This is a genomic window from Cyanobium sp. BA5m-10 (genome assembly GCF_024346255.1).
Taxonomy (GTDB): domain Bacteria; phylum Cyanobacteriota; class Cyanobacteriia; order PCC-6307; family Cyanobiaceae; genus Cyanobium_A; species Cyanobium_A usitatum.
The window spans coordinates 1-15,287 of record NZ_JAGQCP010000052.1; the positions used below are offsets into that span (position 1 = coordinate 1).

Annotated in this window: 9 protein-coding genes; 7 read left to right on the forward strand and 2 right to left on the reverse strand. The window is 58.2% G+C overall.

Annotated features, from left to right (window positions below):
* The 3 genes from KBY85_RS13440 to KBY85_RS13450 all read left to right on the forward strand — a co-directional run.
* A partial coding sequence (locus KBY85_RS13440) for a topoisomerase C-terminal repeat-containing protein (RefSeq protein ID WP_315859992.1) occupies positions 1–920 on the forward strand: 920 nt, incomplete at its 5' end.
* 88 nt (positions 921–1,008) lie between these two features.
* The gene (locus tag KBY85_RS13445) at positions 1,009–2,472 is read left to right on the forward strand and encodes a HAMP domain-containing sensor histidine kinase (protein WP_254961971.1); all 1,464 of its coding nucleotides are present in this window, start codon (positions 1,009–1,011) and stop codon (positions 2,470–2,472) included.
* The gene (locus tag KBY85_RS13450; protein WP_254961972.1) at positions 2,459–3,676 is read left to right on the forward strand and encodes a HAMP domain-containing sensor histidine kinase; all 1,218 of its coding nucleotides are present in this window, start codon (positions 2,459–2,461) and stop codon (positions 3,674–3,676) included. The genes KBY85_RS13445 and KBY85_RS13450 overlap by 14 nt, the downstream gene beginning before the upstream one ends.
* A 33-nt stretch (positions 3,677–3,709) precedes the next feature.
* Here the strand turns inward: KBY85_RS13450 and KBY85_RS13455 are convergent, their stop codons facing one another.
* Together KBY85_RS13455 and KBY85_RS13460 are read right to left on the reverse strand one after the other, a co-directional pair.
* Positions 3,710–4,120, reverse strand: coding sequence for a response regulator (locus KBY85_RS13455; protein WP_254961973.1), 411 nt, complete (start codon positions 4,118–4,120; stop codon positions 3,710–3,712).
* 299 nt (positions 4,121–4,419) lie between these two features.
* Positions 4,420–5,322 (reverse strand): helix-turn-helix domain-containing protein, encoded by a 903-nt coding sequence (locus tag KBY85_RS13460; RefSeq protein ID WP_254961974.1) that lies wholly within the window; start codon positions 5,320–5,322, stop codon positions 4,420–4,422.
* A gap of 756 nt (positions 5,323–6,078) precedes the next feature.
* On the opposite strand from KBY85_RS13460, the gene KBY85_RS13465 reads away from it, so the two are divergent.
* From KBY85_RS13465 to KBY85_RS13480, 4 genes are all read left to right on the forward strand, one after another.
* A complete protein-coding gene (locus KBY85_RS13465; protein WP_254961975.1) occupies positions 6,079–6,993 on the forward strand; it encodes a response regulator transcription factor in 915 nt (304 codons plus the stop codon).
* A 6-nt stretch (positions 6,994–6,999) separates the two neighbouring features.
* Positions 7,000–7,239 (forward strand): hypothetical protein, encoded by a 240-nt coding sequence (locus KBY85_RS13470; protein WP_254961977.1) that lies wholly within the window; start codon positions 7,000–7,002, stop codon positions 7,237–7,239.
* Positions 7,236–7,892, forward strand: coding sequence for a HAMP domain-containing sensor histidine kinase (locus KBY85_RS13475; protein WP_254961978.1), 657 nt, complete (start codon positions 7,236–7,238; stop codon positions 7,890–7,892). The genes KBY85_RS13470 and KBY85_RS13475 overlap by 4 nt, the downstream gene beginning before the upstream one ends.
* Positions 7,893–8,134: 242 nt before the next feature.
* The coding region (locus KBY85_RS13480) for a peroxidase family protein (protein ID WP_254961979.1) at positions 8,135–15,287 on the forward strand (7,153 nt) is incomplete at its 3' end.

Sequence of the window (15,287 nt, forward strand, 5' to 3'; positions counted from 1 at the left end):
ACCCCGGTGTGTCCCGGACCGTTGAGCTGGAGGGCCTGCCGTGCGTGGTGCGCATCGGCCGTTTTGGTGCCTACCTGGAAACGAAGCGCGTCGCTGAAGACGGCAGCGAGGAGCTGCTCAAGGCCACGCTGCCTCAGGAGATCACCCCTGCCGATCTCGATGCGGAAAAGGCGGAGTTGATCCTGAGGCAAAAGGCGGATGGTCCTGAGTCTCTTGGTGATGACCCAGAAAGCGGAGAGCAGGTGTACTTGCTGTTTGGCCAGTACGGGCCGTATGTGCAGCGGGGCCAGGTGAGTGACGAGAACCCGAAACCGAAGCGAGCATCTCTGCCCAAGGGCGCCAAGCCCGAGGAGCTGAGCCTGGAGGATGCCATCGCGCTGTTGCGTCTACCGCGCCAACTTGGCGACCACCCGGAGGGTGGTCGGGTGGAGGCGGGTCTTGGTCGCTTTGGCCCCTATGTGGTGCATCACAAGGGGAAGGGTGAGAAGGACTACCGATCTCTTAAGGCAGAGGACGACGTACTGGTGGTTGGCCTTGAGCGAGCGGTGGAGCTGTTCGCCATGCCCAAGAAGGGGCGCGGGGGCCGCACGGCCCTCAAGGAGATCGGAGTCCCGGAGGGAGCGGAGGAGGCGATCCAACTGTTTGACGGTCCCTACGGGCTGTATGTAAAGCAGGGCAAGGTGAATGCTTCTTTGCCGGAGGGCACGACAGCCGACACGATCACGCTGGAGCAGGCGGTTGAGCTGCTGGCCGCAAAGGCCTCTAGTGGCAAAGCTGGGGGGAGGAAGCCTGGAGCGAAAAAGCCAGCAGCGAAAAAACCGGCAGCCAAGGCTCCTGCGGCAAAGAAAGCTCCCGCCACTACCAAGACCGGCCGCTTGCGGGCCAGTGCGGTGCGTGTGATCAGGGCGGCGGACAGCTGATGGCAGGCGCGGGCTGCGCCGCCGGCGCCCACTGGAGCTTGGCAAGGGGGTATGCCGGAGTTAGGATTGATTTGCTTTTTTCCATTCGATGGCCAGGGGTGTTGTCTCGATTCGACAGCGACTGTGGCTGTCGCTGGTTGCCCTGATTTCAGTCAGCTACGGGATATTGCTGGTGACAACGGAGGTTGTGATCCAGCGAGACCGCTTGCAGCGTCATGAGCGTCTTGTGATGGCTACAGCCGCTGCTATCAATGAGAACCTCGCGATCAGAGGCAATCAGGGAATCCCGGCGCTATCGAGGCTTGGTGAACAGGACCTTAGGGAAGTTCTCAATGAATTTTCAGCCACGCGCGTGCTTGTCTGGCTGAGTCGTCCATCTGCTCCGCCGGTTTTCCCCAATTCAGCGTCTGTGCAGGAGTTTTTCACCGATCCCAACAGGAATCAGCTGCTCATTGCGGCCGGCTTGAATGCACCCGGTATGCAGAAACCCCGCACGTTTACCTATAGAGGGGAGACCTACTTCACCTGCTCGATGCCCCTGGGGAATGGTCAGGGGGTGTTGCGCTTTTTGGAAGATGTGGGCATCAGTCCTGCCAGCCGGCAGGAAAACCTGATCATCTTGTTAGGGATCTGGTTGGTGTTGGTGTTGATCGCAACCCTGCTGATTAGACAGGTTACGGCTCTCGCCCTGAATCCTTTGCTGGGTCTCGAGCGGGTCATGGATGATCTCAGCCTGAGGCCATCGGGGGTGGTGGGTGGTGAGAGGGTTTTGACCGATGGGCAACCGCAGGAGCTCCATGGAATTGCAGCCTCTTACAACTCTCTGGCGGATCGTTTGCAGAAAGCCTGGACACAACAGAACTTGTTGATGCGCTCCATGAGTCACGAGTTGCTTACGCCGGTCACCCTGATCAGTAGCAACGCCCGTCGCCTCGCTCGTCTCGCTGGCGATCTTCCTGCTGATCAGAGTCGGCTGGTTGACTCTCTGCAGACAGAGGCTGGGCGCGTTAATAGTCTGGTGACCAGTCTTCTCGATCTTGCTCGAGGTGATTCCAATAACCTTTCGCTTCAGTCCACTCTTATAAATCCCTATCGGCTGTTGCAGCAAATCTATACGGATGTGCAGGTATTGCCTTGGGGAAGCCGCCTTCAATGGCAAGACCTTGACCAAGCTGATCCCGCTGTTAATGCCACCATCCATGCTGATGGTGAGCGACTGCGTCAATGTGTGCTCAATGCGTTAGAGAATGCCTCGAAGTATTCGCAGGCAGATCAGCCGATTTACATGTTGATTGACAGCACTCCTGAATTGGTGCGCATCAGGGTTGAAGATCGTGGTCCTGGCATCCCTGAGGCCGAGAGGGAATTGGTGTTTGAGCCCTTCTATCGATCGAAGCTCACCACAGGGGAAGAGGTTCGTGGCACCGGTGTTGGTCTTGCCATCGTCCGCCTGCTGATTGAAAGAATGGGTGGCAACGTGAAAATTGTGGATCAAGAACAGTCCGGCACCACTCTTCAGTTCGAGTTGCCGATTTGTCATGTCCAATCTTGATGATCGGATCCTGGAGCTTGCGCTCCAGACCAGCAACGAGCCAATGCTCATTATTGATGGCAAGCTCATTATCGCCTGGGCAAATTTCGCTGCCGTTAAAGAGCACTATCGGGCGACTGGCCGCGGTCTTGAGGAGTTTCTCGCCGATGTGCATCCAATGGCAGATTACTTTCAACCGCAACGTGCACTGAGACTCAGGCGGAAGATATCAACGTTACCGGTAGGTCAAGTGGCATGGAGGCTACCGCAGCAGGATCCTGATGAGGTTGGAGCGAGTAATATGCTGATTCGCTGGAAGCGCTTGTCTGAGGCATCGGATAAATACACTCTTATCACGATTCATCATTTCGCTAGACGGCGTACTGATCCAGGGCCGGCTGAACAATCTCTGCGTAGCCAACAGGTCTTCATGAACCAGCTCATTCATGAGGTGCGCACCCCCCTCGCTATTGCCCAGGCTAGTTTGCGCCGGGCCGGCATCAAGCTCGATAGTTCGCTTAGTGCGTCAGGAGAATACCTAAATATGGTTAGTCAGGAGCTTAAACGTATGCAGCGGCTCATTGATCATTTGAGCGTGCTCACCGATCTGGATGCTAAAAGCAATCGTTGGAAAATGCGGTCGGTCTTGGTTTGTCAGCAACTCAAAGATTGGCATCACCAGTTGCCAGAGGTCTCTCGAGCCCGAGTTGCGTTCTATTTGTCGGATGAGGTGGGAGGTAACTACATCTCAGTTGACCCGGAGGCTCTTAATCTTGTTCTGAACAATATCTTGGATAACGCACTCCGTTATAGCTCCCCAGATCTTGGCGTGGTTGTGCTTTTTGCTGCTCAAGATGGTTGTCTCAGGATTTGTGTGGCCGATTGGGGTGTTGGTATTCCTGAGACTAAGAAGGAAAGTGTTTTTGACCGATTTCATCGGCTAGAGGAGCACCGAGATCCAAGCCGTGCTGATGGTGCCGGGCTTGGTCTCGCCGTCTGTCGAGCTGTTTTGGGGGTCATGAACGGACAGATCACCCTCTTGCCATCATCTTCGGAACGATCACTTGAGGGTGAGCCGAAAACTGTGATGATGGCGCTTCTGCCGCTGCTTAGGATCAAGAAGGCGGATGATTTACCGGAGCTAGACCCCAGTATTCTCTTGATAGATGAGGCTCAGAGTGATAGCTGCAACAGAGTTTTGAATTACGTTCAAGCTCTCAAATGACCAACCAATCCAGGAGTGTTGGACGCTTAAGTCTCAAAGGTATTTGGATATAATCGTCTCGAGGTGTTCGAATAGATCTGGTTTGAGGATGTACTCTGTGGCTCCCTCAAGTTCTGCTTCTGTGCGCTTTTCATTATCACTTAGGGCCGTAAAAATAATCACTGGGCCTTCAAATCCGGCGCCTCTAATGCGACGAAGGCACTCGATGCCGTCCATCTGAGGCATCAGCAGGTCGAGCAGTACCAATGTAGGTGGATTTGTGTCCAGCTCATTAAGCAGATCGAAAGCATTGGTGTAACAGGTGGTCGCATAGCCGAGATCTATCAGTTCGTCTTCCAGCAGGCGTCTAATGCGCGGATCATCGTCCACCACGGCAACCTTGGCGTTCGCGCCAGTGCGAGTTGTGCCAACGGTATCCATTGGAAATTCATCATCAACAAACATTATCGCCGTTGGATGCTCGGATTGGCAAGTGTCTTCCGGAGCGATTTGGGCTCTTCTGTGCTGCGTGGAATACGTTCATGGCGCTTGCAGCTTGCAGGGATCGCCAGGCAGTAAGGATGGAGGCCTTGAATTAGGCTCACGGGTTGCCAATGCTGCTGGCCGCGCGCAGGCGCGAGCCCATTTGATAGAAAAAGCGATTTGAGCTTATGGAAATTTCACTCTACTATTGTCCATAATGGCGATATTGAAGCCCTGGAAATCATTTACGCTGGACTCACTTTGGATTCCCAGACCTATTACTAGGTTTTCTGAGGCTTTGTTTCGCGGGGGAGTTCGCCAAATAGGCGCTTGTAATTGGCTGCCATTCGCCCCGTGGGTTGGAGGCCGACTTGCTTGCACGCACTGCGGACATCCATTCGTTGCAGAAGTAGATCGCGAAAACGTATAAATCTCAATTCCTGCAGAAACTGAAGCGGTGACCGGTTCGTCACCGTTTGGAAGGAAACCTGCAGTGTGCGTGCTGAGATACAGCACGCTTTGCAGAGGTCCGCGAGGGTAATTGTTCCGGCCAGGTAATCCTCCATGAATGCCAGAGCAGCTTGCACATGGGCTGACTGGCTGGGCTCTGATGCATTGCCTGCAGCGGAGGAGCCTTTGGTGGTGCCCACCAGGCTTGCTATCAGTGAGAGGATTGAGGCTTCCAGAGGATCGATCAGCCTTGACTTTGCCGGACCTTCATCTTTATCGGCAAGGTCGAGTAGTTGCTGAGTGCAGGCAAGGATTAGAGTTTCGTGGCCGGGAATTGTTTCTTGGAGAGAGAGGAGGTCTGGGTCCTCAGTGCCGTGTAGCTCACATTCTCGCAAGAGGATCGTGGTTGGTACCTGCAACAGCAGTCCGCTGACCTGGTGCGAGATTATCTCGAGGTTGAGAACTTCGCCTGGAAGCAGGATGAAGGCCAGGCGTTTGGGAATCACCCTGATTTCCCGCTTTGCTGCTGCACCACGACATTGACCAGTTTCAGCGATGCAGATGGTGATGCTGTCGGCAGGGTTGCGGGCTAGGACCCTCCCGGCTTCCTCAATCTTGGCCTTGAGCAACCCAAGAGAGGAGCCTTTGAAGTCAACGCCGCAGAGGCTTGGAGTCTTCCCATTGGGCTTGAGGGGATCCACATGAGTTTTAATCGTTCCCAGCCACCGCTCCAAGGTGGCGTCAGTTGATATGTTCGGATTGACAGTCACGAACAAGCGCTAGTACGGACTAATGATGCGATGCTAACGGCTGGGCTCCTTTAGCGACAGATGCTGGTGCTGCTCCCTGCCCTCCTGCCCTCCTGTCCCACCTGGTAACCCCTCCTGGCAAGGGCCATCTGTTCGTCATGCGCGAAGGCAGTGTTCATATTGAGAGGTCTTCGAGCACCTGCCCGTTGGCCCGTGGAGGTCGTCCATAAGTTGAGTCATACCGGCGGTGATCCACTGCTGGCTCTGCCTCTCTTCACGTTTGGTGCCATGGCTCTCTGTTTCACCTACCGTCCTCAGACGAGGTCTTTTGTTTCGGCTGCAGCGCCCATGGAGCTGCAACAGCAGCCAGATGTGAGGCCGCCGCAACCAGCCCCGAACAGCGTTGCGCTTTCGAAACACCCAAGTGGCAAGTCACGCGCCTCGGCTCGCGGGGGTTCATGTGTCGATCTCCTGACAGCGTTCTGAAGCCTGCTGCTGATCCCAAGAAAAGCCTCAGGGCATGGAGCATCGGCTTGAGAATGGCCTTGGCTGCTTCGCTTGATTAATCAGCAGGGACAAGGCCAGCCAGTCGACAAGCCTCGGATTGCCAGCCAAAGCTGGATGAGGACCCCATGAACTTCAGTCTCTACCCTAGGAGATCCTGCTGGAGAGTTGAGCTTGATCGATGATTCCCAATATGCAATTGCTGCCAGTACACTCGACTGAGCGGACTCTCGTGGTGTGTGTCCACCAAATTATGGGAACTGCAAGGACCTAACGCTTATATCGACGATGCAATACCAGAATGCCTCACCTTCTGAACTTGGCGTTCGGGTTGACTTTAGTTCTGGCGAGTCATTAGTGCTGGAAATGGCTACAGCGGCGTCTGATCAGGTCGTTACTACCCCCGCCACGATTTCAACAGAGTCACCCGGAGCCAAGGTGTGGGTCTTGGATGACGATACGTCGTTGTGTCAGTTGCTGATGCGTCAGTTCAAGGCTTGTGGTTGGTTTCCCTTGGCCATTCACATAGCCACTGATTTTGACAGGCTTCTTGCAGATATTTATCCAGATCTTCTTGTGCTTGACCAGATGTTGCCCGACCAGACCGGCACCGAGATCCTCACAGGTCTGCGCAAGGCTGGCCATCATTTCCCTGTTCTGATGCTGTCTGCGCTCGGGGCTCCCGATGATCGCATTCACGGCTTGGAGGTCGGCGCCGACGACTACCTCAGCAAACCCTTCACAACCAAGGAGCTGATGCTGCGGATCGAACGGCTTCTGGGCTACGCCGGTCCTGGCTGGGCAGGGCTTGATCCCTCCCAGAATTGTTTTCAGATTGCCGAGGTGCTGTTCAATCCAGCAGAGCTCAGTTTGAGCTGCGGTGATGAGCTCCTTAGCCTCAGCCGCGGAGAGGCTGTCCTGCTGAGTAAATTCTGCCAATCTCCCAGTCTGATCCTCAGCCGAGAACAGTTGGCCCGTGGCAGTGGCAGTATCGTCGATGTCGGCTCCAGTCGCAGCCTCGACATGCGTGTGTCTAAGTTGCGTCGCCAACTCAACAGTTTATGGCCAGGTTTGGGGGATCAACTTGAATCTGTGCGAGGGCGCGGCTACAGGCTGATGGCTGAGATCCTCCGCCTGACACCAACCCATTGAGGCTGTATGGAGCGCTCCGCTCTTCAGTGCAGGCAACGGCAGGGGGCTCGTGACATCTGCGTCTGGTTTGTTTGGACCAACTCGCTGAGCGCCATCTTCCTTTTGATGGCCTGGTTCTATGGCGAAGCCCATCTGGTGCGTGGTGTGGCCGAGAATCTCACCCTCCGCCAGAAACTGCTTCCGCACCTCAGGCAGTTCGCTGGCACAGAGCGTGTGCCGGCAGCTGAATCGATTTTGACTGCATGAACAGCAATGACGAGCGGCAGCGCACCCTGTTGCGAGGCCTCATCCATGACATTCGTGGGCCGCTGGGTCGGATCAAGTTGCGCAGTGAACAACTGGCCGCTGGGTTGGTTCCTGTTGATGAGGTGATGGATGACGTGCTGAAGATGGATGCCGATGTAGATCAGCTCTGTGAACTCACCAACAAGCTGTATGCCTACGCCGATAGCCTGGCCGAGCAGCACGATCGCATTGATTTGGAGATCGCTGAGCTGTTAGGCCAGGTGGTTAACAGCTACAACAGTGACAACGTTCAGCTGGATGCCGAACGGAGGATCATGCGGATGAACCCGCTTGCGCTGAAACGGAGTCTCAACAATCTCATCGATAACGCCCTTGAGTACGGCCTGCCGCCGGTCTTGGTTTGCGCTAAGTCCGGCAAGGATGCTTTGATCATCAGCGTGGACGATCACGGCCATGGGCTTCAGCCAGCCAGCCAGTTGCTGATGCCACGCATGCCTGCATCCGGCGATCGCCACGAAACCAGTCACCGCGGCCTTGGTCTGGGCATCGTCGAGCAGTTCTGCCAAGCCCACGGTGGGTCCCTCGACCTGTTGCGTTCCGTCCATGGCGGGCTGAGAGCAGAGATGCATCTTCCCCTTCGGCCCTCAGCCTGAAGCGGTCCCGCTCAGCTGGCGAACCCGCGCCGCCACCAAGAGCGCCCCTGCTTGTAAATGGAATTACCTTCGTTGCGTCGTTGGCGCGCGTGGTTGTTCGTGGGTGGTCGTGTTGGGCGGGTTGGGATGTCCGCCTGGGTTGCTCTGCATAAGGTCGATTCGTGAGGGGTCCAGATCCCCGGACCTCAACTTCATTACCGCCACTCCCCTTCAATTCAAGGAATTAACCCATCATGGTCATGATGAATCGCGGTGATCTGGATTTCATTCTCAAGCAGATCCTGATCGCCGAAGCCGACTCCCGCGGCGAAGACCTGTCCACCTTCATCCCAGATACAACCCTGCCCTGGGGCCTGCGCCGCGTTGACGGCAGCAACAACAACCTGCGCCCCGGACGGGAAAACTTCGGCGCCGCCAACCAGCCTTTCCCCTCCCTGCTGCCTAAGCAGTTCCGTAACGAGGGCGACGACAGCATGTTGTTTGGCCCTCCTGGCACACCTGCCATCCCTGGCCAGACCCTGCTCACGAACAACAACTACGGCGTCAACGCCAAAAACAACCCCGCCATCACCCGTGGGATTCAGCCCGGCGATGTGGTGGATGCCGATCCACGCATCATCTCCAACCTGGTGGTGGATCAGAGCCTCCAGAACCCCGCCGCGATCTACCGCGGCCTGGTACTAGCCGGCTCCACCGACCGCATGGCTGATCTGGCGGAGATCACCGTCGCGGTGGATGCGCTGGAAGTCGCCAAAGCAGGCACTGACGCCGCTGCGATTGCTGATGCAGAAGCTGCTCTGGGCATCGTGCTCAGCGCCAAGGGCATCAATGTGTTCGACACCCTGGGCGACCTCACCCGGGCCACGGTGGATCTGCCCAACGTGACCCCCGATGAAGGCCTCTCGCCGCCGTTCAACTCCTGGATGACGCTGTTCGGCCAGTTCTTCGACCACGGCCTCGACCTGCTCGATAAGGGTGGCAAAGGCACCGTCTATATGCCCCTCAAGCCGGATGACGAGCTGTACGTCCCTGGCAGCCCCACAAATTTCATGGCGCTGACCCGCTCCAATGTGGATGCGGACGGCAAAGCCATCAACAAAGTCACCTCCTGGGTGGATCAGAACCAGACCTACACCTCCGACGCTTCAGCCCAGGTGTTCCACCGCGAGTATGAGCTCGTGGATGGCAAGCCGCAGGCCACCGGTCATTTGCTGGAGGGTGCTGGCGGTGGCCTGGCCACCTGGGCGGATGTGAAGGCTCAGGCCCTCAATCTGCTGGGCATCGAGCTCAACGACATGAATGTGCACGCCATCCCGGAGGTGCTCGTTGATGCCTATGGCAACTTCATTGCCGGCGCCAATGGCTTCGTGAAGTTGGTTCGCTCCATCGATGCCAACGGTGTGGTCACGTCCGTAGAGGGCGATCCCACAGATCCCGTACGCACCGCCGATGGCTTCGTGTCCACCGGCCATGCCTTCCTCGACGACATCGCCCGCAACGCCAATCCCAGTGCCGGCAAGACAGCAGACGCGGATACCACCATCAGCTCGGCCACCGACCGGCAGCCTGCCACAACCTACGACAACGAACTACTCGATCGCCACTTCATCACCGGTGATGGTCGTGGCAACGAAAACTACGGTCTGACCAGCCTCCACTACATCTTCCATTCCGAGCACAACCGCCAGGTGGATCTGGTGAAGGGCCTGGTGTTGGCGGAAGCCATCGCCGACCCCGCTGCCAACCTGACCTTCCTGAATGAATGGCTGAATACTCCGATCAGCGCAGAGGGTCTGGCCACGGCCAGCGCGGCAAGCCTCGATTGGAACGGTGAGCGGCTATTCCAGGCTGGCAAGTTGCCCACCGAGATGCAGTATCAGCATCTGGTGTTCGAGGAATTCGGCCGCACGGTTCAGCCGATGCTCAACGTGTTCAACGGCTACCAAGCTGAGCTTGATGGATCGATCGTCAGCGAGTTCGCCGATGTGGTGTACCGCTTCGGCCACTCGATGATGGGCGAAAGCGTGGATCGCTTCGATCAGAACTTTAAGGTGATTGGCAGCAATGGCGTGCGCGGTCTGGATCAGGAACAGGTGAGCCTGTTCGAAGCCTTCCTGAACCCCGTGGAGTGGACCAAACTTGAGGGAGTAGACGGTGGCATGAGCCAGGCTGAGGCCGCTGCGGCCGTGGCCCGCGGGATGACCCGCCAGGTGGGTCAGGAGATCGATGAGTTCGTGGTGGGCGATCTCCGCAACCGCCTGGTGGGCGTTCCGCTCGACCTGGCTGTTCTCAACATCGCCCGTGGCCGCGAGCGCGGCGTGCCGTCGCTGAACAACGCCCGTGAGGAGTTCTTCCGCGGCTCCAACGATTCAGCGATCAAGCCCTACTCCAGCTGGTGCGACTTCTCGCTCAACCTGCGCAACCCGGCGTCGATCGTCAATGTGATCGCCGCCTACGGCTCCCACAGCTCCATCACCAGCGCCACCACCTCCGAAGCCAAGCGCGATGCCGCCTGGGATCTGGTGATGGGTAAGCCCGGCGATGCGGCCTTCAACGCTGACCGCCTCGCTTTCCTCAATGCCCGCGGCGCCTATGCAGGCGACCCCAACCTGGGCGGTCTCAATGAGGTTGATTTCTGGGTGGGTGGACTGCTCGAGAAGACGATGCCCTTCGGTGGCATGCTCGGCACCACCTTCAACTTCGTGTTCGAAGTGCAGATGGAGAAGCTGCAGGATACTGACCGCTTCTACTACCTAACTCGCCTCGCCAACCTGAACCTCACGGCTCAGTTGGAGAACAACAAGTTCGCCGAGATGATCCATCGCAACACACCTGTCGAGCACCTGCCTGGCAACGTGTTCAAGGCGATGGATTATCAGCTGGAAGTGGATCAGTCCCGCCAATTCAATCAAGGTCTAGGCCTTGATGATCCGCAGGGTGCAGTCAACGGCCTCGATCCTTTCATCGCCGCCATGACCGGCGACCAGAAGGTGCTGCGCGCTGACCTGGATGGAGATCTCGACAATGATCTGCTCCAGTTTGTTGGCGGCGAGCATGTGGTGCTTGGTGGCACCGATGAAGCCGACACCCTGATCGGTGGCGACGGCGACGACACCCTCTGGGGTGATGCCGGCGACGACAACCTCGAAGGTGGTATCGGCAACGACTTCATCTTCGGTGGCGATGGCAGCGATGTGATCACCGACACCTTCGGTGACGACGAAATTCGCTCCGACGCTGGTGACGACGTTGTTAACGGTGGCCCCGGCCTCAACCTGATCATCACCGACATCGGTAGCGATGTGGTGATTGGTGGTCCAGATGATGAGGAGTTCCTGCTCGGCCAGGGCAACGACTTCGCTGATGGTGGTGCCGGTGTTGAAGCGATTTTCGGTGGAGAGGGTAACGACTGGCTCGAGTCCGGTCTGGAAAACGGTCTGCTGCTGGGCGACAACGGCGACATCATTCAGGGTATTCCCACTAAGCGCAGTGTTAATAGCCCGGTTATTGGTCACGACGTGACATATAACACCGGTGGCAACATTGATCATGACGCCGAAACTGGCAACGACGTAATGGTGGGTGGCCTCGGCACCGATAAGTTCTTTGGCCAGCTCGGCTTCGACTGGGCAACCCATATGAATGATCCCTACGGCATCTATGCCGATATGGATGCTCAAACATTGATTGTTCCTCTGGCTGCCGGTTCCCCAGGCGCCTCGATGGACAAATATCAACTCACTGAGGCTGTCTCTGGTTCTGCTTACAACGACTACATTCGCGGTACCGGCACTACACCCATACAATTCAATGTTGATCACATCCTGCTTGACGCGGATGTCAACCTGATCAATGGCCTGGACGCACTCCTGGCTGGCGTTAATGAGGCTGGCGCCACTCGCTTCAGCACGGGTGAAATCCTGATCGGCGGCGGCGGCAGCGACCTGATCGAGGGCCGCGCCGGCGATGATCTGATCGAGGGCGACAGCGTCCTGGAGGTGGGGATCCAGGTGACTCCCACCACGGGATCTCCCTATCTCGTGAGCCGGCTCGCAGAGATTCAGCAGCGGCTGTTCAGCCGTGACATCCTGCCCAGCCAGCTCAGCATCTGGCGTGGGATCAAGAACAGCAGCAGCGCTTCTGACGTTGACGTTGTTCAGTTCAGTGGAAACCGCGCTGACTACACCATTGAGGGCTACAACGCCGCCACTGGTGTTGCCGCTGACCTCAATGCTGACGGTTGGGTTTCGATTACTGACAACCGGGTCAACCGCACCGATGGTGCGGACCGTGTGAAGGCGGTAGAGCGTGCGCTGTTCAGCGATGGCAGCATCAAGATCGCTCAGCATGCCAACCGCATGGCTGAAGGCCGCGTCTCCCTAACTGTCGACGGTTTCGCAGCCGTTGACGGCACGGTGACTGGGGCTGTTGGTCAAGTGCTCGTTGCCTCCTCCGAAGTCCTTCGGGACTGGGATGAGCGCTCCGCTACCAATCTCCTCTCTGCGGTTACCGCTCCTGTGGAGTACACCTGGCAGGTTGAGACGGCCCCAGGCTCAGGCATCTTTAGGGATATCCTGACCGCCTTCAACGTCACCACCTCGCCGCTTCGTGGTCCCTCCATGACGGTGACGGCTGCCGAAGCCGGCCTCGCCATTCGCGTGATGGGCCGCTTCACCGACGCCGCCGGCGCGATCGAAACCGCGTTCTCCAATGTCAGCAGCGTTAACCCCAACGATGCTCCCAGCGTGGTGACACCGATCAACGCTGCCGCTGCCATCACTGAGCTGGACCGCAACGCTCCGCTGGCCAACAACTTCACCCACACGGCTACCGGTTCCTTCGGAGTCGTTGATCCCGACTTCGCCAACATCCTGAGTGTCAGCGTCGTCAGCAGCACCAGCAACTTCCCTGGCCGCACCACCCCGATCGGCACCCTGGTGCCGACCATCACCGACAACACCAACGGCGACGGCACGGGCTCTGTGAGCTGGACCTACCAGGTCACCGATCTGGGCCTAAACCCTCTTGATGCAGGTGCAACGGCGACGGAGACCTTCGTGCTCCGCCTCAGCGACGGTGCCGGCGGGATCACCAACCAGGTGGTCACCCTGGTGCTCACTGGCACCGCTGATCCGGTGAACGCTGCTCCCAGCGCCACCGGCCTGGTGGTGAGCGACAGCACCCCCACCCAAACCCAGCAGGTCACGGTGCAGGGCCAGGACACCATCAGCGACCCCAACGGCATGCCTGCCAGCCCGGTGTTCACCTACCAGTGGCAGCAGCGCCTGGCCACCAGCACCGATGCCAACGCCTGGACCAACATCACCGGCGCCACCGGCGTGAACTTCACGCCCGGCAATGACCAGGTGAACAATGCCCTACGGGTCGCGGTGAGCTTCACCGACCGCGATGGCTTCGCCAACTCCCTGTTCACCACCGCCACCAATGGCACCGGTGACAGCATCACCGGCACCTTCTTTGCCAACACCCTCACCGGCACCGCCTATGCCGATAACCTCAGCGGCGGCGGAGGAAATGACACCGTCAACGGCAACGCCGGCAACGATGTCATCACCTGGGGTGTTGGCAACCCCATCTTCATCATCGCTCCGAACGGAGTCAGCGATGGCCGCGATGTGGTCGACGGTGGCCTCGGCACCCTCGACACCTTCGTGGTGAACGGCAACAGCCAGGCGGAGACCTACCGCGTCTATGCCCGCGCCAGCTTCCTGGCCGTCGCAGGCAATGGAACAGCTCCACTAAACGCCGGCACCGAGATCGTCATCACCCGCAACGGCACCAACAATGCCAGCGTGATCGCCGAACTGCGCGGTATTGAAGAGATCACCATCAACACCGGGGCCGGCAACGACACCGTGCTTGCTATCGGAAACTTCAATCCCACCAGCCTGGCCTTCAACACCATCACCGTCCAGGGGTCAGAAGACGACAACACTGTCGACATCTCGGCCCTCGAATCGGCCCACCGCATCCACTTCCTCACCCAGGGCGGCAACGATTACGTCGTCGGCAACCTTCGCCCGCAAGATGTCATCGACATCCCGACCGGTGCCAACCCAGACGACTACACCGCCACCGACAACAGTGACGGCACGGTGACCTTCTCCTCGCCGACCCACTCGGTGACGGTGACCACCGGCATGGACCAGCTTCCCCAGTTGGCGCCTGCTGTTGTTTATGAGCTGCCGGTGGCGAATCCAGGTACTGGCACGGCTGACGAAGATGAGGATGGCGGCACCACCCCTGGGGATCAAGCCGCCAACACCAACGAGGACGCCGAGGACGGCGACACCAATGAGGATGAGGCGCCCGAACCGACCGGCCCCGCGCTGCAGCTGGGTCTGAGCATCGTGAAGAACCCGGTGTTTGCCGGTGATTCCGAGACCGATATGGTGTTGCGCCGCTTCGGTACTGAGTTTGAGCAGGGCAGCAAGTTCTACCTGGCACTCACGGCAGCATCGCTGCGCAATGCATCGATCAACACGCTCGATCTGTCGGTGAACCTGGGCGAGACGTTCGGTGAGGTGTTTGAGCTGCTGCCAGCCGACTCCTCTGGAGCAGGACCCGCTATTCACTTCAACGACGCCATGGCGGTCCAACGCCGTGTGCAGGTGCTCAATGGTGAGAACGGTCCGACCATCCGCTTCGAGGGAGCCGGACTGGATGCACTGGCGAGCTCCGGTGCTGCCATTGCCGATACCACGGTTCTGGCTTACATCGAACTAGTGGCTCGCGGCGACATCGATGATCTGATCGAAGCTGCTCGGGTTGAGGATCAGTACGGCTTCATGAACGCTGAAACCTTCAGCGTGCCGATGCTGTTCACGGTGGATGCCAATGTGGATCATGTGGTGTTCAGCGATCTCGAATCGCTGCGCGACCTAGGCGGTGCTGATGTGCTGCTGAACCCTGAGCTGGAAGTCACGGCCCGTGCGGCCGAGGCGGTGCTGACCACGTCATCGATCTTCGATCTGGGCACTTACCGCGAGGTGGTGCAAGTTGGCGAGGGCTCTTACACCAACCTGGTGCGTAGCGGCGACACCATTCTCCAGGCGAGCAGCTGGCGCAACGATGGTGAATTCAGCTTCACCGACCTGCGGATCGAATCGATCAGCGATGCGGTGGCTGAGGTGAGTGCCAGCTTTAAGAGCACCGGCACCTCCGTGCCGCCCAGCCTGGGCTGGAGTGATCAGACTGGCCAGGGCGAGATGATGGAGGTGAGCACCAGCTTGCACATCATCGGTAAGGCCGGCAGCGTTGTGGACACCAGTGCGGTGGGCTACGCCCTGAGCGCCTATGGCAACTACGGGTGGAACACCACGCAGATGGAGCAGTTCCAGGTGAAGCATCTGGTGACCTACCAGGCCGACCTGA

Excerpts from the sequence above, each read along its gene's own strand:
- KBY85_RS13470 (WP_254961977.1), top strand. The coding sequence starts at position 7,000 with ATGGAGCGCTCCGCTCTTCAGTGCAGGCAACGGCAGGGGGCTCGTGAC.
- KBY85_RS13475 (WP_254961978.1), top strand. The coding sequence starts at position 7,236 with ATGAACAGCAATGACGAGCGGCAGCGCACCCTGTTGCGAGGCCTCATC.
- KBY85_RS13445 (WP_254961971.1), top strand. The coding sequence starts at position 1,009 with ATGGCCAGGGGTGTTGTCTCGATTCGACAGCGACTGTGGCTGTCGCTG.
- KBY85_RS13455 (WP_254961973.1), bottom strand. The coding sequence starts at position 4,120 with ATGTTTGTTGATGATGAATTTCCAATGGATACCGTTGGCACAACTCGC.
- KBY85_RS13450 (WP_254961972.1), top strand. The coding sequence starts at position 2,459 with ATGTCCAATCTTGATGATCGGATCCTGGAGCTTGCGCTCCAGACCAGC.